The 25,485-nt window shown below is 71.2% G+C and carries 11 protein-coding genes; 3 read left to right on the forward strand and 8 right to left on the reverse strand.

Annotated elements, in window-relative coordinates; genetic code table 11:
- Positions 1 to 46: 46 nt before the first annotated feature.
- Positions 47 to 1,300: a hypothetical protein gene (locus ACIRRY_RS20095; protein WP_403974348.1), complete on the reverse strand. Its 1,254-nt coding sequence runs from the start codon at positions 1,298 to 1,300 to the stop codon at positions 47 to 49.
- Between the two features lie 212 nt (positions 1,301 to 1,512).
- Between ACIRRY_RS20095 and ACIRRY_RS20100 the strand changes: the two genes are divergently transcribed.
- Positions 1,513 to 1,875, forward strand: a complete 363-nt coding sequence (locus ACIRRY_RS20100) for a response regulator (protein ID WP_403974350.1) — start codon at positions 1,513 to 1,515, stop codon at positions 1,873 to 1,875.
- Positions 1,876 to 1,889: 14 nt separating this feature from the next.
- On the opposite strand, the gene ACIRRY_RS20105 is transcribed toward ACIRRY_RS20100, so the two are convergent.
- The 4 genes from ACIRRY_RS20105 to ACIRRY_RS20120 all read right to left on the reverse strand — a co-directional run bounded on the left by ACIRRY_RS20105 (position 1,890) and on the right by ACIRRY_RS20120 (position 6,635).
- Entirely contained in the window at positions 1,890 to 2,540 is a 651-nt protein-coding gene (locus ACIRRY_RS20105) for a LuxR C-terminal-related transcriptional regulator (protein ID WP_403974600.1), read from the reverse strand.
- Between the two features lie 68 nt (positions 2,541 to 2,608).
- Positions 2,609 to 4,399, reverse strand: coding sequence for a sensor histidine kinase (locus ACIRRY_RS20110; RefSeq protein ID WP_403974352.1), 1,791 nt, complete (start codon positions 4,397 to 4,399; stop codon positions 2,609 to 2,611).
- A 269-nt stretch (positions 4,400 to 4,668) separates the two neighbouring features.
- Positions 4,669 to 5,313: a LuxR C-terminal-related transcriptional regulator gene (locus tag ACIRRY_RS20115; protein WP_403974354.1), complete on the reverse strand. Its 645-nt coding sequence runs from the start codon at positions 5,311 to 5,313 to the stop codon at positions 4,669 to 4,671.
- Positions 5,298 to 6,635: a sensor histidine kinase gene (locus ACIRRY_RS20120; RefSeq protein ID WP_403974356.1), complete on the reverse strand. Its 1,338-nt coding sequence runs from the start codon at positions 6,633 to 6,635 to the stop codon at positions 5,298 to 5,300. Before ACIRRY_RS20120 ends, ACIRRY_RS20115 begins: the two co-directional genes overlap by 16 nt.
- Before the next feature lie 281 nt (positions 6,636 to 6,916).
- On the opposite strand from ACIRRY_RS20120, the gene ACIRRY_RS20125 reads away from it, so the two are divergent.
- Both ACIRRY_RS20125 and ACIRRY_RS20130 read left to right on the forward strand, forming a co-directional pair.
- Complete coding sequence (locus tag ACIRRY_RS20125; protein WP_403974358.1) at positions 6,917 to 8,212, forward strand: serine hydrolase domain-containing protein; 1,296 nt, start codon at positions 6,917 to 6,919, stop codon at positions 8,210 to 8,212.
- Positions 8,213 to 8,282: 70 nt separating this feature from the next.
- Entirely contained in the window at positions 8,283 to 10,697 is a 2,415-nt protein-coding gene (locus ACIRRY_RS20130) for an MMPL family transporter (RefSeq protein WP_403974360.1), read from the forward strand.
- Between the two features lie 126 nt (positions 10,698 to 10,823).
- Here ACIRRY_RS20130 and ACIRRY_RS20135 read toward each other — a convergent pair whose 3' ends face one another.
- The 3 genes from ACIRRY_RS20135 to ACIRRY_RS20145 form a co-directional block, all read right to left on the reverse strand.
- Positions 10,824 to 11,702, reverse strand: a complete 879-nt coding sequence (locus ACIRRY_RS20135) for a TauD/TfdA dioxygenase family protein (protein WP_403974602.1) — start codon at positions 11,700 to 11,702, stop codon at positions 10,824 to 10,826.
- Between the two features lie 397 nt (positions 11,703 to 12,099).
- Complete coding sequence (locus tag ACIRRY_RS20140) at positions 12,100 to 21,240, reverse strand: amino acid adenylation domain-containing protein (RefSeq protein ID WP_403974362.1); 9,141 nt, start codon at positions 21,238 to 21,240, stop codon at positions 12,100 to 12,102.
- Entirely contained in the window at positions 21,240 to 25,214 is a 3,975-nt protein-coding gene (locus ACIRRY_RS20145; RefSeq protein ID WP_403974364.1) for an amino acid adenylation domain-containing protein, read from the reverse strand. Before ACIRRY_RS20145 ends, ACIRRY_RS20140 begins: the two co-directional genes overlap by 1 nt.
- Between the last annotated feature and the right edge of the window lie 271 nt (positions 25,215 to 25,485).

The raw sequence follows: 25,485 nt of genomic DNA on the forward strand, positions 1-25,485 counted from the left end.
GGGGACGAACCGTGGACGGGCGGCCGGTTCCTGTGACCGTCAGCCTTCAACCCGTCGGTGTGGTGTCCGAGGTCGTGGGCGACGGAGCGCCGGTTCCGGCCCCGGTGCCCGAGCAGTCGGAGAGTGACAGACCGTCGGGGCCGCCGGTGAGCGCCGTGGCCGTGACCCAGCCGGTGCCGCCGGCGCTGAGGAGCAACTCGGCCCACAGGTCGCTCGTGTAGCCGTGGGCCCGCACCGACTCGCCGTGCGTCACGCACACCGCCCGGTACTGGGCTCCCGGCTCGATGTGACTGGCCTGTTCACCGGTCGTGCCGGGGGCCGTGCGTACGGGCGCGTAGGCGGCGGCCTCCACCAGGGTGGTCGCCGGCTCCACGGTCTCGGAAGGCTGCCCGGAGGGATCGTCGGTGCTGCTCGACGAAGACGAGGGCGAGGGCGAGGATGAGGGTGCGGGCGCCGTGGCCGCGACATACACCGTCGTCGGCGACCGTCGGCTCACCGTCACATGGTCCCCCGGCCCCGGTGCGCCCTCGTCGACCGGGGGCAACCGCACCGGGTCGGCCGAGCCCTCGGTCGGGATCACGACCCGTGCGACGGTGCCCTCCGTCACGCCGTCGGCCGGCTCCGCCGCGTACTGGACCTGAAGGCAGTCGGCCGTCAACTCCGCGACGGTGTCGGTGACTTCGGCTCCCGCGGACACCTCGGGGAGCGTGATGCCGATGGCGTCGGTCCCCGCGCAGGAGGACGCCGTGCCGGAGGGCACGGGTGAGTCCTGTTCCTCGGTGTCGGCTATCTGCACCTGGGTCACACTGCCGGGCTTCGTCCGCGTGGCGTCGACGACGATCGTGCCGCTCTTCGCCAGGGCGAGCGGCTGTCCGTTCAACGCGGGCTGGACACTACGGCCCTCCGCCGCGATCTTGTACAGGGAGTAGACCGAACTCCCGCTTTCTTCCGTGTAGTTGGCGGAGTCCGTATGTTCCGCGTACGCGGCGTGGACCGGCCCCGTGGTCCGGTCCACGAACGCGCTCTGGTCGGCTCCCGTGCCTCCTGCCAGATGCCGGATGGCCGCCACGAGATACGGCTTGGGGTTGCCCAGCTCCTGCTGGAATCCCGACACCGACACCTCACCCAGCGGCGTGACGATCGACGCCTCCGCGGAGACACTGATGTGCCCCGACGAGTCGATCGTGAACGTCACCGGCAGGAAGGCGGGTTTGAAGGAACCCGACACATCCCCCGCCGGCTTCTTGCAACCGGTGACCACCAGTGCCGCCAGCAGTACCGGCGCGAGCAGCCTCACCATGGAACCCCGCATACGTTCCCCCCGAAAACGAATCCCGATCCGCGGGTCGTACGCCGGGCCATGCACCCCCGGTCGCCCCCGCGTCCATGAGCTGTCCGACCAGTGTGAATTCGCGGCGGGTACGGGTCTTCGGGGCAACCACCCGTCCCGGGACCGGAGTTCTCAGTGCTGGCCCTGATGCCCTCGCCCACGGGATCCGCCAGCATGGGGACATGGGCCGCAGCGTGCTTGTCGTGGACGACGATCCCGCCTACCGAGCCGCCGTACGGGCCTTGTTGGAGGCCGACGGTGCGTACGCCGTCTCGGAGGCAGCTTCGGCCTCGGCCGCCGTCGCGAGGATCGCCGGGGGGAATCGTCCCGACCTCGTGCTGCTGGACCTGGGGCTCCCGGGCGAGGACGTGTTCGCCGCCGCCCGGGAGCTCAACGCGCTGGCGGCGGAGGTGGTGATCGTGCTGTGTTCGGTGCGGGACGCCGACGAGTTCGGCGGGCGGATCGCCTGCTCCCCGGCGGCCGGATTCCTTCCGAAGGCGAGGCTGTCGGCCACCGCGCTGTCCCGCTTCGCAGCGGAGTCCTGAGGCGGCGGAGTTGGTCATTCAGAGCGGTCGGACTGCAGATATGTGAGGACGGCGAGGACACGCCGGTGGTACTCGCCTTCGCTCTCGTCGGGGAGTTCGAGCCGCCTGAAGACGCTGCCCACGTGGGTCTCAACTGTCTTGACGGTGACGACGAGTTGGCTCGCGATGGCCGGGTTGGTCAGGCCTTGGGCCATGAGTTTCAGCACCTCCAGTTCACGCGTGCTGAGCCGGGCCAGACCGTCGTGCTGGTGACGGCCGTTGAAGAGGAGCCGTAGAACCTCCTGGTCGAACTCGCACTCCCCCAGGGCGATGCGGCGCACCGTGTCCAGGAAGTGTTCGTCGGCCACCCGCTCCTTGAGGAGATAGCCGACGCCTCTGACTCCGGAACCCGTCAGTTCGCTGAGATGGGTGACCTGGACGCTCTGGGAGAGCAGGAGAATCCCCACACCGGGGTGGGACTGCCGGATGTCCACCGCGGCCCGTAGGCCCTCCAGCCGTTTCGTGGGCGGCATCCTGATGTCGATCACCGCGAGGTCGGGATCGGTGCGGGCGACCGCGGCGCGCAGCGCGTCTGCGTCGCCGACCTGGGCGGTGATCCGGTGTCCTCTGCTCTCCAGCAGCGCGGCGAGCGCGGACCGGAACAGCCGCTCGTCGTCGGCGAGCACGATACGCAAAGGGCGTGTCCTCGGTGCGTCTGCCTTGGCTGTCCACTCCGGCGGCGTTCCCGAAGCCGTCATCCTCGTCCGTCCTCCCCCTCGGCCGGAGCCGCCTGCCCGATTCGCGCGTCCTCGGAACCTGTCCACCCGAAACGTCCGGTCACCAACTCGGCCGCCACGACCGTCCCTTGACCCGGCGCGCTGGTGACCGTCATCTCGCCGTCGAACACCGCGACCCGGTCGCGAAGACCGAGCAGCCCGGTGCCTGCGTCCGGGTCGGCGCCGCCGACACCGTCGTCGGTGACCGTGAGGCGCAGCACGCCGTCCTCGTGCCGGACCTCGATGCCGATGCTCGTCGCGTGGGCGTGCTTCAGAGCGTTGGTGACCGCCTCCGCAGCCACGAAGTACGCGGTGGCCGCGAGGGGCCGCGGCAGTTCGGGCACCGCCGTCGCGCTGATCCGGACCGGACAGGGGGACCGGGCGGCGATCATCTCCAGGGCCGGTACCAGTCCCGTCTCGCTGAGGACCGCCGGGTGGATTCCGTGCGCGAGGTCGCGCAGTTGGTCCATGCCCTCGCCCATCAACTCGGCGATACGGTCCAGTAGTTCGGCCAGCTCGGCTGGCTCTGCGAGCCCCGGCTCGGGCGCCCGCTGGTTCGCCAACCGCTGTCGGGCCAGCCGCAGCGTCACCAGCGCGGTGACGAACCTCGACTGCGCTCCGTCGTGCAGGTCGTGCTCGATGCGCCGCCGCTGCTCGTCGCCCGCCTCGACGATGCGGGCACGGGAGGCCCGGACCTCGGCCAACTGCGCCCGCACCTCGGCGGCGAGCCGCTGATTGTCCAGTTCCAGGGCCACCGCGGACACCACCGCCTCCAACACGTACCGGTCCTCGCGCAGCGCCGGGTCGTGGAGCAGGACACCGACCCGTCGGCCGTTCCGTTCAAGCGGGCTGACCTGCTGTCCGGGCGCGGCGCTGAGCGTACGGCCCTGGGTGTCGACGTATCCGGGCGCGTCCGGGGCGGGGAATCCGACCTGTACGGAGCTGTCGCCGAGGGCTCTCGCGAGCGCGTCCCGCAGTTGCTCCTTCGACGCGAGCGGCATCCGACGGAGCAGATCCGCCACGGCGGTCCGGCCCATCCGAACATGCCACACCCCGGCCAGGAACGCCAACGGCAGCAGCAGTACGGCCACATGCGCGATGTTGATGAGGGGGGTGTGCGTCCATGAGGGCCCGGTCCCGAGCATCCCGTCCAGCGCGGAGGCGAGACCGCCCACCAGACCGACGGCGAAGAGCGGGGCGAGCACACGCCGGGCCGGACGTGTGGCGGTCGTCCAGCGCACCAGCAGTACGGCGACCACCGCTCCGCTCATGACGAACTGGACCACGTCGGTCACCTGGCGCAGCCACTCCACGGGGTGCACCAGCAGCAGGTTCTCCACGACCGAGGTGGAGAACAGCACGCTCACCGGCATCAGCCCGAAGGCCGTCAGATATCCGGCACCGGCCAGCACCCGATCGGTCCGCGACCTCAACAGGCCGTCCGGGAACATCAGCAACAGCGGAATGAGGAAACCGCTCGACGCCGAACGAACAAGCAGCCCCACGGTGTGCACGACCGGATCCAGGCTGATCTGCAGATCCTCCGCGAACCAGCCGATCCCGACCAACAGCATCATCAGCCCGACGCGATTGGCGGGCCGACGCAAACGCGCCAGCAGCCCAGCGCCCAGATACAGGCCGCCGACGGCTCCCGAGAACAGGATCGTGGTCGTGGTGGTGTACCGGCCCGGTGCGGTCACGATCAGTACGTACGTCCCGAACACCGCGCCGGAAAGGGCCAGGGCGACGGCCTCGCCCCGAACCGACAACCGCCGCCGTAAGGGTGCGGCCCACCACCCTGGCCGGGGCGAGCCGGCGGAGGCCGCCACAGCAGGCCCCGCGCCCGACGACGGCACACCCGCGGCACCGGACAAATGAGCCGCCCCCTCCCCCACCGACGCGACTACTCAGCGTAGCGCCGAAGCGACGGCTCCAGCGGCGGAATCCGCATATTCCGGTAACTCCGTCCGCAGTCGGGCGAGTTGCGTCGACCACCCAACGGCGTGGCCTTCCAAGTAGGCAGGCACTGCGCGGCAGTTCAGCCTTCCAAGTACGCGAGCACTGCCAGAATGCGGCGATGGTCGTCCTCGGACGGTTCGAGGCCGAGCTTGGTGAAGATGTTGTAGCTGTGCTTGCTGACGGTCTTCTCGCTGACGTACATCCGGGCGGCGATGGCGGCGTTGGTGCGGCCCTGAGCCATCAGGGAGAGGACCTCGTGCTCGCGCGGGGTCAGTTCCAGCAGGCGGGGGTCCGTCGAGCGGTGGGTGAGGAGGGCGGCGACCACGTCGGGGTCCATGACCGTGCTGCCGGCGGCGACCTGACGGACGTTGGCGACGAACTGGTCGACCGCCATGACCCGGTCCTTCAGCAGATAGCCCACCGCTCCGGCGCGGTCCGACATCAACTCCCTTGCGTAGAGCTGCTCGACGTACTGCGAGAGCACCACGACGGGCAGGGCGGGGATCAGCTTGCGTGCGTCGATCGCCGCCCGCAGCCCCTCGTCCGTGAAGGTCGGGGGCAGCCGTACGTCGACGACCGCGACGTCGGGCCGGCGGGTCGTCAACGCCCGTATCAGGGAAGGTCCGTTGTCGACCGCGTCGACGACCTCGAAGCCGTTGGCCCGGAAGATCCTGATCAGGCCGTCGCGGAGCAGGGCGAGGTCTTCGGCTATGACGATGCGCACGGCAGCGACATCCTTATCTCGGTGGGTCCGCCGAGCGGACTGTCGGCGGTCAGGGTGCCGTCGAAGGCCGACAGACGACGCGCGACGCCCCGCAGACCGGTACCGGCGTCGAGGGCGGCGCCGCCGCGGCCGTCGTCGTACACCCGCATGGTCAGCAGCCCCGCCGTCGTACCGGGGCGGGACGTGAACTCCACGCCGATCTCGATGTGTTGGGCCCGGGCGTGCTTGATGGCGTTCGTCAGCGCCTCGGCCACGGCGAAGTAGGCCGCCGACTCGACCGGCGCGGGCAGCCGTCCGGGCAGGCGGGTGACGACGGTCGTCGGTATCGGGTTGGCCAGCGCCAGGGCTTTCAGGGCGCCGTCGAGGCCGCGGTCCGCGAGCACCGGCGGATGGATGCCGCGTACCAGGTCCCGTAGTTCGGCCAGGGCACCGGCGGTCGACGCGCGGGCCTCGGCCAGCAACTCCGCGACGGCCTGCGGATCTTGGGGCAGGAGTTGTTCGGCCAGGCCCAGGCTCATGCCCAGCGACACCAGCCGGGCCTGTGCCCCGTCGTGCAGGTCCCGTTCGATCCGGCGCAGTTCGCCCGCCTGGGTGTCGACGGTCTCGGCCCGCGAGGCGGCCAACTGCGCGACACGGGCCCGTAGTTGTGCCTGCGCGGTGGGCGCAAGCAGGGTGCGGATCACCAGCGCGTTGAGGTTCGCCAGCCGTACGGCGGTGGTGTACCAGAGCAGGAGGAGCACCGGGCCGATCGGCACCACGGCGAACGACTCCTGGACGCTGTGCAGCCGGAAGCCGTTGCCCAGCGGTGTGCGAAACACCGTAGGCGGGGTCAGCGCGATCAGCAGTGGATAACTCAGGTAGACGACACCGCAGACGAAGAACAGGAACGACAGCCCGAAGGCGAACCACCCGGTGATCGAGTTGACCGCGAGCCAGGCCCAGTCCCGCCAGGTCGCCGGGTCGCGCACGATGGCCCACAGCTGTACCGGCCAACTGGCGTCGGGTGTCGGCGAGTAGGGCCGGGCCACCGGTTCGCCGAGTCGGTCGGCGGCCCATTGGCGGTGTAGGTCGGCGAACCAGCGCACCAGGACGGTCGAGAGCAGGGTCAGCGGGACACCGACCCAGAACACGACGACCGTCAGCGAGGTGGTCCACAGGGTGAGCAGGGTGAAACCCAGGACCGAGCCGAGCAGCAGCACGAACGACCAGCCCAGCAGGCTCACCCGCAGGACGAGAGCGGCCCGCCAGCCGGCGCCGGGCGTGGGACGTTCCCCCACCCGCCCTGCGCTGAGCGGGACTTGATGCTCGCCGGTATAGGTCATCACGCTCCATCGTCGTGCTTCGGTACCGCGTCGAACGGCCGACCGACGGGAAGTCGCCGTGACGGGAGGGCAGTTCATCACGCGCCGGAAGTTGATGATGACCCGCCGACTCCGGTCCGCGCACTGGGGATACCTCCACCATCGCCGGGGCCCAGCATCAGTGTTCTTCGTCCGCGTCGCCGGAAGCCTGGAGCCGTCGGAAGGCGATGGTGCGGCAGCCCCCAGGGATCCGCTCCTCGGCCGTCCCGGCAACCCGTGCCCCGTATCGAGGAGAACACCTCATGCCCCGGAACATCCCCTACCCGCGCTCCACTCGGCAGGTCTGTCCGACGCTGGCCCTGGCCGCGGCGCTGACAGGCACGCTCACGGCCTGCACGGCCGCCGACGCGGCGCAGGACACCGCCCGTACCCCGGCCGGACGGCCTGGCGTGACGGCACCTCAGGAGGCCCGACTGACGACGCTCGCCCAGCAGGTCGTGGACGCCGGTGCCCCCGGCGTGCTCGTGCGGGTCGACAACGGCCGCGGACAGCCGACCGTGATCGCCCGGCAGACGTCCTGGGCGAGGACCGACCACACCCTGACCGTGAGCGACGAGTTCCGGATGGGCTCCAACACCAAGACGATGATCGCCACCGTCGTTCTCCAACTGGTCGCCGAGCACCGGCTCAAGCTGACCGACCCGGTCGAGAAATGGCTGCCCGGCCTCGTCCCCGACGGGTCCGCGATCACCGTGCGGATGCTGCTCGACCACACCAGCGGTCTGTACAACATCATCCCTGACGACGCCGACGTCCTGAAGACGTTCACCGGTCAGGACAACCGGCAGTGGACCCCCGAGGAGCTGCTCGCCGTGGGCGTAGGGCACGACCCGCTGTTCCCGCCCGGTACGAAGTACTCATACAGCAACACCGGTTACATCGCGCTCGGCCTGGTCGCCGAGAAGGCCACCGGACATCGCCTGAGCGACTTGCTCCAGGAGCGGATCGCCGGCCCGCTGCACCTCAGGAACACCTACTTGGTCAACGGCTCGGATCGGACCGACAGCCCCCGTCTCACCCACGGCTACGAACCCGACCCGAACCATCTGGCCCCGGTGCTCTGGCCCGGCATCCCCGCCGGGACCGTGTTCGTCGGCCCCGCCCGGCCCGCCGGCTACCTGGACGTCACCGGGGTCAACGAGAACACGGAGTGGGCCGCCGGGAGCATGGTCTCCTCCGCAGAGGACTGGGCCCGGTTCGACACCGCGCTCATGTCCGGCAAGCTCCTGCCGGCCGCCCAGCTCAAGGAGATGAAGACCACCGTCGCGGAGGAGAGCGGCAACCCGAACCGCTACGGCCTCGGTCTGGAGAAGAGGGCCACCCCCTGTGGCCCGGTCTGGGGCCACGACGGCCAGGCCCCCGGCTACTCCAGCTGGGACTACACCGACAGCACCGGCCGACGCACCGTCTCGGTCTTCGTCCCGACCATCTTCGGCATCGCGGCACCCAAGCCCGCCGCCGCCACCGAGGCCCTGCTCAACACCGCGGTCTGCACCATGCTCGACAAGCCGCTGCCCGCCACGCCGACCGGCTCATGAGCGCGGAAGCCGTCCCAGCCCACTTCCCGCACTAGCCAACTCCCCCTACCGCAAAGGACGTTGTTCAGCCATGTCCGCACTGGCCACATGGTGTTTCCGGCACCGCCTCCTCGTCATCGGAATCTGGGCCACCCTGCTGGTCGCGCTCGCCGTGCCGTACGCGACGCTCGGCACCAGTTACTCCGACGCCTTCAGCCTGCCGGGCCTGGAGTCCTCGAAGGCACAGGCGCGGCTCGAGGCGTCCGAGCCCCGACAAGCCGGGGACACCGACCAGATCGTGGTGCACCTGCGCCATGACGGTTCGATCCGGGACACCGCCGTACGACACAAGGTGACCTCCATGCTCGACCGGGTCGCCACGCTCCCCTCCGTCGCCTCGGTCAGCAGCATGTACGGCGCCGAAGGCGCGGCCCGGATCAGCGAGGACGGCCGGACCGACTACGCCACGGTGACGTTCGACGCGCAGGCCGAACGGATACCGGCCGCCGATGTCACCCGGGTCATCGACACCGCCCGGGCCGCTCGTGACACGGATCTCCAGGTGGAACTCGGCGGACAGGCCATCAGCTCCGCCGCCGAGGGCAGGACGCGCGGCACCGAGGCGATCGGGCTGATCGCCGCCGGCATCATCCTCTTCGCCGCCTTCGGCTCACTGCTCGGCATGCTCCTGCCCCTGCTGGTCGCGGTCGCGGCGCTCGGTGCCGGGCTGCTCACCGTCGGGCTGACCTCGCATGTGATGACCCTGGGCAGCGATGCCCCGACGGTCGCTGCCCTCATCGGGCTCGGAGTCGGCATCGACTACGCCCTGTTCATCGTCACCCGGCACCGCACCGGCCTGCGGAACGGACTGACACCGGAGCAGGCCGTGATCCGCGCACTCGACACCTCCGGGCGGGCGGTGGTCTTCGCCGGACTCACCGTCGTCACCGCCCTGCTCGGCCTGCTCGTCCTGCGGATCAGCCCGCTCAGTGCGATGGGCATTAGCGCCGCAACAGCCGTACTGGCCACGGTGATCGCGGCGATGACCCTGCTGCCTGCCCTCCTCGGCCTCTTCGGCAGACAACTGCTGACCAGGCGTCAGCGACGAGCCCTGACCACCCGCACCCCGGAGACGGGCGAGCTTCAACAGCACGGTACGACACGTCCCCGAGGCCGCTGGGCCGAGCAAGTGGAGCGCCACAAGGCCCTGTTCGCCCTGATCGCGCTCCTCGTCGTCACCGTGCTCTCCCTCCCCACGCTGTCCCTGCGTCTGGGAACCTCGGACGCCGGGAACGATCCCAAGGGCACCACCACCCGAGCCGCCTACGACCTGCTCGCCCAGGGCTTCGGCCCCGGCTCGAACGGCCCGCTGGTGCTGGTCGCCCAACTGGCCGCGCCCGGCGACCAGTCGGCCCTCGACAAGCTGCTCTCCGCAGTGCGCGCCACCCCCGGGGTGGCTTCGGCCAAGGCGGAGCCGGTCACCGCCGGGACACGCCTGTCCGTCATCGACGTCGTACCGACCGGCGCACCGCAGGACGAGTCGACCAGCACCCTGATCACCCACCTTCGCAACGACGTTGTCCCCGCCGCCGAGCGGGGAAGCGGTCTGACGGTCCACGTCGGCGGCTCGACCGCCGCCGCCGGAGACCTGGCCGATCTGCTGGCGGGCAAACTGCCGATGTTCCTCGCCGTGATCGTCGGACTCGGCTGTCTGCTGCTGATGGTCGCCTTCCGCAGCATCCTGATGCCGCTGACCGCCGCCGTGATGAACCTGCTCGCGTCGGCCGCGTCCTTCGGGGTCGTGGTCGCCGTGTTCCAGTGGGGCTGGGGCTCCGAACTCCTCGGCCTGGGCAAGGCGGGGCCGGTGGAGGCCGAGCTTCCGGTGATCATGCTGGCGATCCTGTTCGGCCTGTCCATGGACTACCAGGTCTTCCTGGTCAGCCGGATGCACGAGGAGTGGGAGCGCACCCGCGACAACCACCGCGCCGTCCGCGTCGGCCAGGCCGAGACCGGCCGGCTGATCAACGCCGCCGCCCTGATCATGATCTGCGTGTTCACCGCCTTCGTCCTCGGCGGTGAGCGGGTCATCGCCGAGTACGGCGTGGGACTGGCCGCGGCCGTCGCGATCGACGCCATCGTCCTGCGCACCGTGCTGGTCCCGTCGCTGATGCACCTGCTGGGCCGGGCGAACTGGTGGCTGCCCGCCTGGCTGGACCGCGTCCTGCCCCACGTGTCCATCGAGGGCGCACGGCAGGGGAGTTGGACTCGCCCGTCGGTGCCGCCGCCGCTACGACAGGTCGGCGCGCCGCGTGCTCCGAGGTCGGTCGCCGTGGCGTACGTCTGGTGGTTCTTCCTCGGTCTTTTCGGAGTTCACCACTTCTATCTCGGCAGGACCCGCCTCGGGCTGCTGCACCTGTGCACCCTCGGTATCTGCGGCCTGGGCTGGCTGGCCGACGCCTTCACCCTCCCCCACCAGGTCCGCAGCGCGAACGCCCGCACCGCCTGACTCCAGCGCCGCCGGCAACCCCTCGGCCAGTAGCGTGGTGGGGAGCGAGTCACCCCGGTCTGCCAACACACGCACGACAGCACGGAGTTGAGCGCCTTCGCTCGCGTCGGTGAACCGGGACCCCGCTCAGGCCTCCAGCCGGGAGCCGTTGACGGCCACCCGGCGCCCCTCGCGGGTGTGCGGGAAGTAGTCCCAGACAGCGTGGTGTTGGACGCTGCGGTTGTCCCAGAGGACGAGGGTGCGCTCCTGCCAGCGGACCCGGCAGTGCAGCAACGGGGTGCGGGCGATGTGCGCGTACAGCATCTCCAGCAGCGCGTCGCTCTCGGTGCGGGAGAGTTGGGTGATGTGCGAGGTGTAGGGGGCGTTGACGAACAGCAGCTTGCGGTCGGTCTCCGGGTGGCGGGCGACGACCGGCTGTTCGGTGCGCGGCACCTCGTACTCGGGCGGCGGGGTCTGTCCGGCGGCGGTCCAGGGCAGGGCTCCGTCATGAACGGCGGTGAGGCTCTCGAGGAAGCTCCGCATCGCCGGCGAGAGCACTTCGTAGGCGAGATGCATGTTGGCGAAGACGGTGTCGCCGCCGCTGCCGCCCTCGGGGATGGTGGTGATGTACAGCAGCGAGCCGAGGGAGGGTTCGGCGTCGGCGGTGCCGTCGGCGTGCCAGCCGTTGCCGGCCACGGCCTTGGACTCCTTGGTCGCCTTGATCTCCAGGATGTACGGGTCGGATCCCTCGGGCGCGAGGGCCACGGGGTGCAGTTCGCCGAAGACGCCCGCGAACCGCTTGTGTTCCTCGGGGGTGATGTCCTGGTCGCGGAAGACGAGGACGTGGTGCGTGTGGAACGCGTGCTTGAGTTCCTTCTCCTGCTGGGGTGTCAGCTCCCGGGACAGGTCCAAGCCGGTGACCTCGCCCCCCAGCAGCGGGGTGATCGGGGCGACGGACAGGGTGTCGTAGGGCTCGGCGGGGCGGGTGGTGAGCCGCTCGACGGCCTTGAGTGCGTAGTCCTCCATGAGGGACCTCCGTGGCATCGGTGGGGTGAGGAAGGGGGCGAAGGGCCTGCAACTACAAGCCTCGGTCGAGGAGTTCGGATACGACGAGACGCCCGAAGGCAGATTGCCGTGGATCGTGTCGTCCACCTGGCAGAAGGCGGGGCGTTGCAGGCCGGAGGCGTCGATGACGCGGTCCCTGAAGTCAACCAACTCTACGCCGCGCGCTGTGAGTTCGGTGGCGAGAACGTGCTGCGCGGCGAAGAAGGCACCCGGGTCGGCCATGACGGGGGCGTCCTGGCCGATCGTGAACTTCGGCGTCCACAGGTCGGTGATGTCGAGCGCGTCCGGTTCGGCGACCGCGGTCCGCCACAAGAACCACTCGGGCAGGCGGGTGAAGGGATGCTGCACGGTGACCTCCTCAGGATCGTCCGGCGGGGCGGAGCAAAGCACCCTCCGGCAGGGCCGCCGTGAGTAAGGCGGCAATCGCCTGTACGTGGGGTTCCGCGACGAGTTCGTAGTGGGTGGCGTCGACGTGGTGGAGGCGGAACGGGCGGGCCAGATGGGCGTCCCACGCGCCGGGCGCGGTCGGCTCCGGCGCCAACACCCCTTCTTCTACGGGACGTTCGGCGAGCCATACCTCGGCGGGCGTCCGGTGCAGTCGAGGCAGTCGGTGGTCGGCCATGGCCGCGAGATTCGCACGGCAGCAGTGCGCGAGTCGTTCGGCGTACGCGCGGCCTGACTCGGACAGCCGTCCGCCACCACTGTGGTGTCCGTTGCCGCTCAACTCCCGTGCGAACACGGCGTCCAGCTGTCGTTCGTCGTAGGCGGCGAGCCGTTGGCCGGCGCCGGGCGGTGGCGGATCGAGGAGGTGGACGGCCTCGACAAATCCGCCGTCGGCCTCGGCAAGTGCCGCCATGGACAGGGCGGTCCAGGCACCGAACGACCAACCCGCCAGACTCAGACGGACGTTGGGGTCCGGGAACGCGGCCCGCACGGCTGCCAGGTAGTGCGCGGCGCGCTCGGTGATCGACCGCGCGGGCCGCGCCGGGTCGCGCAGTTTCGGGTCGGCGATCAGGCAGACCGTCAACTGGTCGGGCAGGGCCGCGACAAGAGGCCGGTAGGCCTGGATGTCGCCGCCGACCGGATGGACCAGGCACAGGACGTCCGTGCCGGTTCCGCGCTGCCACACCTCGACGTCCACGGCGACGGCGGACGCGCGGGTGCCGGTGTCGAGATGACCGAGCACCTCGGCGAGGCTGACCCGGTGGCTGAGCCGGGACAGGTCGATGTCGGTGCCGTAGCGGCGTTTCACCTCGTCGAGGAGTTCCAGCAGGGTGAGCGAGTCGGCGCCGAGGTCGTACAGCGCGGCCTCCGGGTCGACGGTTTCCACGCCGAGCAAGTCGACCAGGATCTCGGTGAGTTCGGCCGTGGGGTCGGTGGACGCGGGTTGCGCGGAGGACACCGGCGCGGAGTCGGCGAGCGGTTCGCCCTGGCCTTGGTGCTCGCCCTCGTGCTCGTGCCCGTAGAAGAAGCGAGCCTCCGTCAACGCCGTGGTGTTGACCATCAGGTGGGGCAACTGCAGATGCAGGGCCCGTTCGAAGATCGCGGCGCCGTCCTCGGGAGTGAGCGCCACCTTCAGGTGTTCCTGGTGGCGGGCGTCGGTGGTGAGGGCTTGCTGTGCCATGCCCACGTCCCGCCAGACATCCCAGCCGATGCTCATACGGACGGTGGTGGCGTCGTCGGCGGGAGGTGCGTGATGGGCGTAGGCGTCGAGGCAGGCGTTGGCCGCCGCGTAGTCGAACTGTCCAACTCCCCCGAACTCGCCTGCCATTGAGGAACAGTAGGCCGCGTAGTCGGGGTCGTACTCGGCGATGAGCTGTTCGACGAGCAGGGCGCCGCGCAGCTTGGCGGCGGTGGCACGGCGGGCGGTGACGGGGTCGCGACGGAAGAGGAGTCCCCCGGCTGCCGTGCCCGCCGCGTGGACGATGCCGGCGAGGCCGTCGAGGTGCGGGGCCAGGCGGTCCGCGACCGTGCTCAGGTCGTCGTCGGCGAGGTCGGCCGAGACGACCGTGACGCGATCCTGGTGTGCCCGCAGCGCGGGCGGTGTCCCGGTGCCTCGGGCGACGAGGACCACGCGGTTGCCGGGGTGTTCCAGGAGGCGTGCGGCCAGGGTGGCGCCGATCCCGCCGGTGCCGCCGAGCACCAGATGGGTTCCGGGTGCGGCCGAACGGACGGCGGACGCCGGGGAGTTGAGGGCCGCGACCGGCTGGAGGGTGCGCTGCCACCAGAAGCCGTCGCGCAGGGCGGTCGCCGCTTCGGTGATCGTGTCGTCGAGGAGCAGATCGGCGAGGTGGGCCGCCCAGTCGGCCGGGCGGGGGCCGGGCAGGTCGGTCCAGCGGAGAGTCACACCCAGTTCCTGCCGGGGCACTTCGAGGGCGGCGGCGAGCAACCCCGCCTCAGGGGTGCGTACGGCGCCGGTGACCGGCTGCGCCCCGTGGGACAGCAACCAGGCCCGGGGCCGTACGGCGGCCGGGACGTCCGCGAGGGCACGGGCGAGTGCGGCGACGGTGTCGAGGCAGGCCAACTGGGCTGCCTCCAGGGCGTGTTCGTCGAGGCTGCCGTCGAGGGCCAGCGGCAGTGTGTGCAGCCAGTCGACGCCGGGGCCGGTGTCTCGGGTGAACTCCGCCAGCACGGCGGCGAGTTGCTCGGTGTCGGCCGGGTCGGCCTCGTACCGGTCCGCGTCGAGACGGGCGAAGGTCTCCCCGGCGGACACGGTCACCACCCGGGCGTAGTGCCGTTCCAGGAACCGCCAGGACGCACCGCTCGCGTCCGTGACCACCACGGCGGTGCGCCGTCGTTCCTGGGCGCCGGTGCGGGCGCGTCGCAGCCGCGACCACTGCGGCTGGTGAAGCCACTGGTCGGCGGGCAGCCGCTGCGGTCCGGCCGACGGCATGGGCGCGCGCCGGAAGTCGTACTCCGCCGTGTCGAAGGCGGGCGGCGGGAAGTCCCAGGGCGCGGGTGCGGGACCCTCGGGCCAGACGAGGGTGTGACCCGCCGTCCATGCCTCGGCAAGGACGTGCGGATCCCGGCCCTGAGCGGGGTCGCCGGTACGCGGGTGCGGTGCCGTGATGTCGGAGAGCGTTTCGAGCCAGTCGACGGCGGAGGCGGCGTCCGCGCAGACCGTCGCCGCGCGGTGGGCGAGCGCCGGCCGTCCGGCCTGGAGGTGCCGCAGCACCTGCGGGTAGGTGTCGGGGCGCGCCCTCAGGTAGGCGGCGATACGGCGGGCGTCCGCGCGTACGGCGGCCTCTGAACTGCCGGACAGCACCAGGCACGGCATCGGCGCGTACGCGGTGGGTACGGCGGGTCGGGTGTCCGCGTGCTCCAGCAGCAGGTGGGCGTTGGTCCCGCCGATGCCGAAGCTGCTGACGGCGGCGACCCGTGGCCCGTCCTGCGGCCAGGGTTCGGCCGTGACCGGTATGCGGAACGGGCCGTCGTCGATCTCCGGGTTGAGCCGGTCGAAGTCCGCCGTGGGCGGGACGATCCCGTGGTGCACGGCGAGCACGGCCCGCACCATTCCGACGACGCCCGCGGCGGCGCCCAGGTGCCCGATCTGGCTCTTCACGGAGGACAACGCCACCCGCGAGTCGTCCGTCAGTCCGTACGCCTGGCGCAGCGCGGCCGCCTCCACCGGGTCCCCGAGCCGGGTGCCGGTGCCGTGCGCCTCCACATAGCCGAGATCGGCTCCGCTACGACCACTGCGGTGCAGGGCGGTGCGAAGCGCGGCGCGCTGTCCGGCCAGGGCGGGGGCGCTGTAACTGAGCTTGTCCGAGCCGTCGTTGTTGATGCCCGAGCCGGTGATGACGGCGTAGACGGTGTCCCCGTCGCGGCGGGCGGCGGCGAGGGGCTTGAGGACGACCACTCCACTGCCGCTGGCTCCGACGGTGCCGGCGGCGTCCGCGCTGAAGGGCCGGCAGTGGCCGTCCGGCGAGAAGATGTGCTGTGGCCGGTAGGTGTAGCCGTCGGTCAGGTCCACGTCGACGAGGACACCGCCGACGAGCATCACATCGGCGTCGCCCTGGCGCAGCAGTCCGGCCGCGACGTGTACGCCGACGAGCGAGCTGGAGCACGCGGACTGCACGGTGAAGGCGGGTCCTGTCAGACCGAGGTGGTAGGCGGCCTTGGTGGCCAGGAAGTCCTTCTCGTGATGGAGCGCCAGTCGGAAGGCGTCGGGCAGTTGAGCGGGGTCCGCCTCGCGCAGCATGCGCTGGAAGTAGGTGTTCTCCCCGCAGGCGGCCAGCAGTCCGACCCGCTGGGCCGAGGGGTCCCCGATACCGGCGTGGGCGAGTGCCTCGACGCAGTTCATCAGGAGGTGTCGTTGCTGGGGGTCCATGAGCCGGGCCTCGTGCGGGCTGATCGTGAAGCGGCCCGGGTCGAAGTCGAGGAGCCCCGCGAGCTGGCTGCGGGCGCCGACCCGGCCGTCCGTCGTCGGGAAGTGCACGATGCCTCGGCGGCCGGAGACCACCAGGTCCCAGAAGGCGGCCAGGTCGGGGGCGCCCGGCAGTCGTACGGCCATCCCGATGACGGCGACGGGTTCCTCGGCCCGCTCCCCCGGCGGCCGGGGGGCGTCGGAGACAACCGCGGTCGTGTCGGTGCCCTCCCTTGCCCGCGCCTCGATGAGGCGGGCCAGTGCGCGGAGGCTGACGTGCTCGAACAACTCCGGGACGGTGAAGGCGAGTTCGTCCTCCCCCGCGCAGCGGAGCTGGAAGCGCATCAGGTCCAGGCTGGTGGCGCCGGCGTCGAAGAACCGCTGCTCGACGCCGACCGCCTTGCCGGTAACGGACTCGAAGAGGGTGGCCAGCCGTCCTTCGAGCGACGAGAGGGCGGGAGCGGTCACGTCGGTCGAACGCAGCTCGCGGCCCGGGGAGGTGAGTGCCGCCCGGCGGTCCAGTTTGCCGCTCGGTGTGCGCGGCAGCTCTGTCAGACGCCGGAAACGGCTGACGCGCACATAGGCCGGCAGCAGCCCGGCCAGGTGATTCGCGAGGTCCGCCACCTCGGGGTCGCCGCCCCGGCATCGCAGACAGGCGACCAGACGCCCGTCCGCCACCGCCGCGACCGCGTGGGTCACTCCGGGATACTGCAGCAACGCGGCCTCCACCTGCCCCAACTCCAGCCGGTGGCCGCCGAGTTTGACCTGGCCGTCGTCGCGGCCCGCGTAGTGCAGCAGACCCCGCTCGTCGAACCGGGCCAGGTCGCCGGTGCGGTAGAAGGTCCCGAGGTCCGGGTCGTCGGTGAAGCGGTCGTGCTGCGGTGTGTCGTCGCCGACGTAGCAGCGGCCCGCCATGATCCCGGCGATCAGCAACTCGCCGGTGACACCGGGCGGGACCGGCAGTCCGCCCTCGTCGACGACACGCAGGACGGCGTTGGCCACCGGACGGCCGATCGCGGGGCGCAGCGGCCAGCCGGCGGGGTCGCCGTCGAGGCACAGGCCGCTGACGACATGGGTCTCGGTGGGGCCGTAGTGGTTGAACAGCCGGGCGTCCGGCAGGCCGGCGAACCAGCGGCGGATCGCGTCGGTGCACACCAACTGCTCCCCGGCGGTGACGACTTCACGCAGCCTGGACGGGAACTGCCCGGTGCGCACCCCGTGTTCGGCGAGCAGTTGCAGAGCGACGTACGGCAGGAAGATCCGCTCCGCTCCCCCGGTCTCCAACTCCCGCAACAGAGACGGGACATCGTGCCGCCAGGCGGGTTCCACCAGGCGCAGCAGGCCGCCCGAGCACAGGGTGGTGAGGATCTCCTGGAAGGAGACGTCGAAGGACAGCATGGAGAACTGCTGGGTGACGGCGGGCCCGCTCAGGCCGCCGTCGGTGCGCTGCCAGGTCAGCAGGTTGCACAGGGTCCGGTCGGAGACCTGAACTCCCTTGGGGGTACCGGTGGAGCCGGACGTGAACAGGGTGTAGAGCGGGCGCAGCCCCTGGCGCGCGGGCAGTTGGGGCGCCGCGGTGGGGGTGTCGGCGAGGGTGAGGAGGTGCCGGGGCAGCGACGGTGGGGCGATCGCGGCGAGGACGGCCTCGTCCTCGGGTGCCACGAGGACGCACAACGGGTCGGCCCGTTCGAGCACGTGCCGCAGCAGGGGCGGTGGATAGGCGGGGTCGAGGGGGACGACGGTGAGGTTGAGACGGGCCGCCGCCAGGAGCGCCACGACGTGTTCGGCGGAGGGCTGGAGGTAGAGCGCCACGGCTGCCGGGGCGGCTGGGTCTGCCGGGAGTCGGGTGCCGAGCACGGCGGCCAACTCGGCTGCCTGTGCGTCGAGTTCCGCGTAGGTCAGGGTCACCTCGCCTGTGGTGACGGCCGGGGCGTTCGGGGTGCGGGCCACCTGCCGGGCAAAGCCGTCGGCGACAGTGGTGAAGTCCGGTGCCCGCGCTGGGCCTTGGCCGTGCTCGGGCAGGGTACGGCGGTAGTCCGCGACCAGTTCGTGGACGGTGGTGTCGGTGTCGCCGGTCAGATGGTCGAGGGTCTGGCGGAAGAGACGGGCGGCGGCTCGGGCACGTTCGGCGCCGAGGTCGTCGCGGTACTCCCACAGGCAGTCGAAGCCGCCCTCGTGCTCCACCACCGACAGCGTGAGGGCGCACTTGGCTCCCAGCGGCTCGGGCCACAGCGGCCGTATCTCACAACCGTCCAGGCGCAGGGCCGAGAAGTCGGTGTTCTCCAGGACGAACAGGTAGTCGAACAAGGGAGTTCGCTCGCGGAAGGCGCGGTCCGCGAGGACGTCGGCGAGGGCGACCTCCTGGTCCTGGAGCACGGTGTGCACGGCGGTGGAGTGGGCCGCGAGTTGAGCGTCCAGGGAGCTGTGCGGCTCCATCGGCAGGTCCAGGAGCACGGTGTTGGCGAACATGCCGACCGTGTCCGCGAATTCGGGGCGGGACCGGTTCACGACCGGCGTGGCGACCAGCGGACGGCCCTGCCCGGTCACGCCATAGAGGCTGGTGGCGAAGGCGGACACCAGCAACTGGAAGCGGGTCAGGCCGAGTTGTGCGGCGCGCCGGTCCAGCGCGCTGCGGCGGACCAGGTCTAGCGAGGTGCGCAGCAGGCGGGCCCGTGCGGCGGCGGGGGCCGGCAGGGCGGGTGACGGTTCGCCGTCACGGCCGTAGTGGGAGCGCAGCCGTGCACGTCGGTCCTCGTAGGCGGGGCTGGTGTGCCAACTGCGTTGCCAGTGCGCGAAGTCGAGAGGGGTGAGGGCGGCGGACTGCTGGGCCCTGTTGGCAATGGAGATGTCGGCGCAGGCCTCGGCGATGTCGCGGAGGAGGAGGTTGAGCGACCAGCCGTCCACGGCGACATGGTGCAGGTGCAGCAGGAGCAGTCCGCCCTCGTCGTGCGTCACCCAGGCGGCCCGCAGCATCCGGGCGTCGCCGAGGTCGAAGCGATGGCCGAAGAACCGGTCGGCGGTGGCCTGCCACTCCTCCCCCGGGCGGGCTTCGAGCGCTTGCCACGGGTCGTACGGATCTCCGGTCCGCTGGAGCAGCCCGTCAGGGGTGGGGACCAGTCGGGTACGCAGGGCCACATGCCGTTCCACCAGCGTGCGCACCGCGCGATGCAGTGCCGTCGCGTCCACACGGCCCCGGACGCGGAAAGCCAACGGCACGTCGTAGGACGGGTTTTCGGGCTCACGCTGGTGCAGCAGCCAGAGGCGTTCCTGTTCGCTGGTGGCCGGCGCGGACCGTTCGCCCGAAGGGCCGGGCACAGGCGGGTGTTCGCCCGCGGTCCTCTCCGGGGCGTGCACGGCGTCGGCCAGGGCGGCGAAGTCGGCCCGCAGGACGAGGTCGTGCGGCAGATCGACGGCGAAGCGGCTGAGGATCTCGAAGCGGAAGCGCAGCGCCTTCAACGAGTCGCCGCCACTCGCGGCCCAACGGTCGCCGGGGCGCAGGCCGTTGACGGCGAGAATGTCCTCCGCGACCTCCAGCACCCGCCGTTGCTCGTCGCTGACGGGGAGGTCACCGTCCCGCGCACCGCGCCACGGGGTCCCGGACGCGCGTAGCAGTGCCTCGCGGTCGACTTTGCCGTTGGCGTTCAGAGGCAACTCGGCGACGAGGTATGTGTGATGGGGGCGCATGTAGGAGGGCAGGGCGGCGGTGAGGTGGCGGTCGTAGGCGTCGTAGGAGAGTTCGTCGCCCAGGACGAGGAAGGCGAGCAGTTCGCTGCGGTCGGCCTCGTCTCGGCGGGTGCATATGTAGGCCTGGCGGACGGCCGGTCGGGCGAGGATCTGCCGCTCCACCTCGCCCGGTTCGATCCGGAAGCCGCGGACCTTGACCTGGCGGTCGGCCCGGCCGACGTAGGTGATCCGGCCTTCGGTGTCCTGGCGTACGAGGTCTCCGGTGCGGTACCAGCGACGCCCGCCGCCGTCCTGGTGCGGCAGCAGTACGAAGCCGCGGTCGGTCTGCTCCGGGAGGTTGCGGTAGCCGAGGGCCAATGCCGTTCCGGACAGCAGGAGTTCGGCGACCTCGCCCGGTTCGGCGGGGCGGTCGTCCTCGGTGCGCAGGAGTAAGCCGGTGCCGGGGAGCGGGGTGCCGATCGGGATGGTGTCGTCGGCGAAGTCGCGTGGGATGGGGTGGCAGAGGGCGAAGGTCGTCGCCTCCGTCGGGCCGTACACGTTGTGCAGGACGGTGCGGGAGGCGGCGTTGGTCTGATACCAGCGGCGGACGATCCGCGCGTTGAGCTGCTCACCGCCGACGAGTACCTGTCCGATGGTGGCGAAGCAGTCGGGCACCTGCTCGACGACCGCGTTGAACAGGGCCGTCGTGATGAACAGTGTGTCGATGCGGCGGTCACTGAGCACCCTGGCGAACTGGGGCGCGCTGTGCACCTGGGCATCGTCGAGTACGACGCAGACGCCGCCGGTCAGGAGGGGGACCCACACCTCGAAACTGAGCGCGTCGAAGGCGGGATTGGCCAGGCTGGCGAAGCGGGCGCCGGGCCGTAGGTCGAGGTAGCCGGGCCGGGCCAGGCGCAGCACTCCGTCGTCGGTGACCTCGACGCCCTTGGGGCGCCCGGTGCTGCCGGAGGTGTAGAAGACGAAGCCCGTGGCGGTGTCGCCGGGGGCTTCCGGGGATACGGCGGGCAGGCCGGTCCCGTCACCGTCCAGCAGCAGATGGACGTCCAACTCGGCAACGTGTTCGGACAGTTGAGGTGCGTGCCCGCTGTCGTGGACCACGGCGACGGCGCCCGAGTCGTCGAGGATGTGCCGCTGTCGGTCGGGCGGGCTGAGCCGGTCGAGGGGGACGACGGTGGCTCCGGCGCGGCGGATGCCGAGCATGACGCAGACCAGTCTCCAGGAGCGGGGCAGGTGTACGGCGACCGCGTGGCCGGGGCGAACTCCGGCCGCGTACAGGCGTGTTGCGACTCGGCCGCCGGCTCGCTCCAGTTCGGCGTAGTCGAGGACGCGATCGCCGTCCTCGACGGCGACGGCGGAGGGGGTGCGTCGGGCCTGGGCCAGCACGGCCTCGGCGAGGGAGACGGTTCTCGTGGGGACCGGAGAGACTCTGCGGGCGGGACTGAGACCCATCACGCCTCCCGTATCAGCTGGGTCGACTGGGTCACCTGAGCTCCGTGGTAGGCCAGTTCGGCAGTGAGCAGGGTGCCGACCTGGGCCGCTCCGACGCCCTCCAGGATCTCCCAGTGGTCGCACTCCATCGTCTCGACGCGGTAGTCGCCCTCCGCGCGGCGCCGCCAGAAGGCTCGGACCTCGGCGTGGAAGGGGGTGTCGTCGCCGTCCGGCACGGCCTGGGCGAGGACCAGGCGCGCCGGGGAGGCCGCCGGGAGGTGTTCGCGGGCGGTGAGGCGGTTGTGGTTGTAGAGGTGGAAGTAGCGGTCGATCTGGGCGTCGTCGATTCCGGGGTACATCCCGTTGAACCTCACGAGTTTGTCGCGGAATTCGGCCGCGTCCACGGCGCCGATCTCCGCGCGTGCGGACGCGTCGTCGGTGGCCTGGGTGTCGAGGAGGACGACACTGACGGCCCGGTGTCCGGCACGGGCCAGGAGGCGTCCCATCTCATGGGCGACGAGGCCGCCGTAGGACAGACCGGTCAGGACCAGGGGCGTTTCGCGGTCGGGTGCGAGCAGGCGCAGGTACTCCTCGGCCATGGCCTCGACGCTCGGCAGGAGGTCCTCGCCGGGGTTCACTCCCGGGGACTGGATGCCGTACAGGCCGACGTTGTCGGGCAGGAGCGTGGCCAAGGGGAGGTAGCAGAAGGCGGTACCGCCGGCGGGGTGGACGCAGACGACGCGCGGACCGGTGCCGGGGCGGAACTCGATGAGGCTGCCGGGCGTGCGGGCGGTGCCGTCCTCGCGCAGCAGCGCGGCCAGGGTCTCGATGGTGGGGCGGGTCATCACCTCGCCCACCGGCAGCCGGCGGCCGAAGGCCTCGGTCACGGCGTGGGCCATCTTGATGGCCGAGAGCGAAGTGCCGCCGATCTCGAAGAAGTTGTCGCTGACACCGATGTCGGGGTGGAGCAGGATGCGCTGCCAGATCCGGTACAGGCCGTGTTCGACGTGGTCGCGTGGGCTGGCCGTGTTGACCTGGTCGGAGGTCGACTCCTGGGCCAGGCGCAGCAGTTGGGGCCGGTCGAGTTTGCCGCTGCGGCTGAGCGGCAGGGCGTCGAGGTCGAGGAAGACGGCGGGGATCATGTAGTCGGGCAGTCGGCGGGCGAGGGCGGTGCGCCAGTCGTGGGTGGTGCGGGCCGGTGCCGTGCCCCGGCCGATGCCGGCGAGGAGGCGGGGCTGGCCCGTCGCGTCGTGGTCGACGAGGACGGCGGCCTCGCGGACGCCGGGCAGAGCCATGAGCGCGGCCTCGACCTCCGCCGGTTCGATACGGAATCCACGGAGTTTGACCTGGTCGTCGGCGCGCCCGCTGTAGTGCGCCGCGCCGTCCGGCAGACGTCGGGCGAGGTCTCCGGTGCGGTAGACGCGTTCGCCGGGCACGAACGGGTCGGGCAGGAAGCGTTCCTTGGTGAGGTCGGGGCGGCCCAGATAGCCGCGCGCCAGCGACGCTCCGCCGAGGTACACCTCCCCCACCACACCGGGCGGGACGGGTTCCATCCGGCCGTCGAGCAGGTACATGCGGGTGCCGGGCAGCGGGCGGCCGATGGGGCAGGGCTGTTCCAGCGGGCGGGGTTCGTAGTGGGCGGTGCTGTAGAGGGTCGCTTCGGTGGGGCCGTAGCCGAAGCAGATCCGCAGACCCGGTATGTGCTGGGTCATGCGGTGCAGCGCGGCTTCGGTGAGCGACTCAACTCCCGTGAGCAGGGTGCGGAGTTGCAGCCCTCGCAGTCGTACGGCGGGGTCCTCGTCGATCCACTTGACGTAGGCGGGCGGCAGGAACGCCTGGGTCACCGTGTGTTCGCGCATCCACGTCAGCAGGGCCTCGGGGTCGCCGCGCAACTCCTCGGGGACGATGTGCAGTTCACCGCCGGTGGTCAGGGGCAGCAGCAGTTCGTGGATCGAGGCGTCGAAGCCGATGCTGGACCAGGCCGAGCCGACCTCTCCGGGGGCGGTGCCCATGCGGGCGTGCCAGGTGGCGAAGAGGTTGAGGACGCTGCGGTGCTCCACCGCGACGCCCTTGGGCCGTCCCGTGGATCCGGAGGTGAAGATCACGTAGGCCAGGCGGTCCGGCGCGTGGTCGATGTCCGCGGGCGGTCCCTGCCGGGATGTTCCCTCGGCCTCCACGGCCTTCAAGTCGACCCATTCGGGGGCACGTTCAGCGCTGTCGTGGTCGCTCAGCACGAGGGGGCAGGCCGCGTCCTCGACCATCCGCGCGAGGCGCTCGGCGGGCTGGCCGGGGTCGAGCGGGAGATGGGCGGCGCCCGCCTTGAGGATGCCCAGGATGCCGACGGCCAGGTCGCAGGACCGTGTCGCGTGGAGACCCACGACGTCGCCGGGGCGTACGGACCGGGAGATGAGGGCGTGCGCGAGGTGGTTGGCTCGGCGGTCGAGGGCTGCGTAGTCCAGTGAGGTGTCCCGGTCGACGACGGCGGTCTGCGTGGGGCGTTCGCGGACCTGGGCCTCGAAGAGTTCGACGAGTCCGGACGCCGTGCGCAGGCCGACTTCCCCCGGGTCGGGGCGAACGACGGTGCCGGGCCGCGTGGCGTCACCGTCGAGCAGCACCTGTCGGCGTTCCTGAGGATCCATCAACTCCAGGGCCCGGATGTCCCGTTCGGGGTGGCGGACCATGTCGGTGAGCAGTTGCCGCAGATGGCCGGCCCAGCGCTGGCCGGTGGCGGGGTCGAGGAGGGCCGTCGCGTAGTCCAGGTGGCCGGTGATACGGCCCTCGGACTCGGTCGCCGACAGGGCGAGGTCGAACTTGGCCGGCGCCTGGGCGATGGGCAGGGGCTGGGCGTCGACTCCGGGCAGGTGCAGCAGGTCCCGCCGGTCGGGCTGCCAGGCCAGCATGGTCTGGAACAGCGGTGTGCGGGAGGCGCTGCGCGGGGGGTTGACCAGTTCGACGATCCGCTCGAAGGGCAGATCCTGGTGGGCGAGTGCCTCGCGCACGACGGCGCGGGTGCGGGTGAGGGCCTCGGACGCGGTGAGGGAGCCCGACAGATCGATGCGCAGCGGGAGGGAGTTGACGAGGAAGCCGATGAGTCCGGCCGCTCCCGGGCCGCGCCGGTTGGCGAACGGGCTTCCGACAACGATGTCCTGCTGTCCGGAAAGGCGTGACAGGAGGATCGCCCAGCCTGCCAGGACGGCCACGAAGGGGGTGGCACCGTGCTGTCTGGCCAGGGCGCGGAGCCCGGCGGTGACATCGGCGTCGAGGCTGAACTCGGCCCGGCCGCCCGCGTATCGCTGTTCCGGCGGGCGTGGACGGTCGGTGGGCAGTTCCAGGACGGGCGGCGCGTCGAGCAGCGCGCGCTGCCAGTACTCCTCCTGGGCGGCGAGTCCGCCACCGAGGACCGCCTGTCGCTGGGTCCGCGCGTGGTCGGCGTACTGCGCCGCGAGCGGCGGGAGGGGGTTCGGGGTGCCTGCCGTGAACGCCTCGTAGAGTTGCCCGAGTTCGTCCATCATGACGTTCATCGAGACGCCGTCGTAGATGCTGTGATGGAACGTCAGCAGAAGTGCGTGGCGCTCAGGCCCCACGGCGAGCAGGCGGCCGCGGCCGAGCGGGCCGGCTTCGAGGTCGAACGGCCGTCGCGCCTCGCCGAGTTGGCGGGCGGCCACCTGCGCGTCGGGGTCGACGCCGGTGGCGTCGACGAGGTTCTCGAAGGCGAGGGAGAACCCCTCTCCCGGCGGGTCTATGTGCTGGCGCACCTCGCCTTCCGTGGCCACCAGCCGACTCCGCAGAGTCTCATGACGGTCCGTCAGGGCATCGAGGGCGCGGGACAGCACCTCGCCGTCGAGCGGGCCCGTCAGTGAGAAGGCGATCGTCTCGTTGTACGCGGCGTTCGCGCCCGGCAGTTGGGACAGGAACCACAGTCGCTGCTGGGCGAAGGAGGCGGGCCGGACGCGGGGTGCGCGTGGAGTGGGGACAGGGTGGGGGGTGTTGTGCACCGGCGGTACCTGGCCTTCCCATCGGTGTGGGGCTGGGTGACATCGGGCGCGACAAGCCGGGATCACCGGACTGCCGACCGTCCGGAACAGGGTGTGCCCGCCGTCGGGCAGGCATCGCGAGGGAGTGAACGCGGGGCCGACGTACGGGATGCGCGGGGCGCCGTCACCACGGAACGATCACCGGGAGACGGGGCACACGTCAGGTCGTTGATGAAGGGACGAGCCCACGGGGCGAGGCGGTCGAAAGCGGCCAGGCGATTCGACAATTCGA

The organism is Streptomyces sp. NPDC101776 (assembly GCF_044766845.1).
GTDB lineage: Bacteria > Actinomycetota > Actinomycetes > Streptomycetales > Streptomycetaceae > Streptomyces.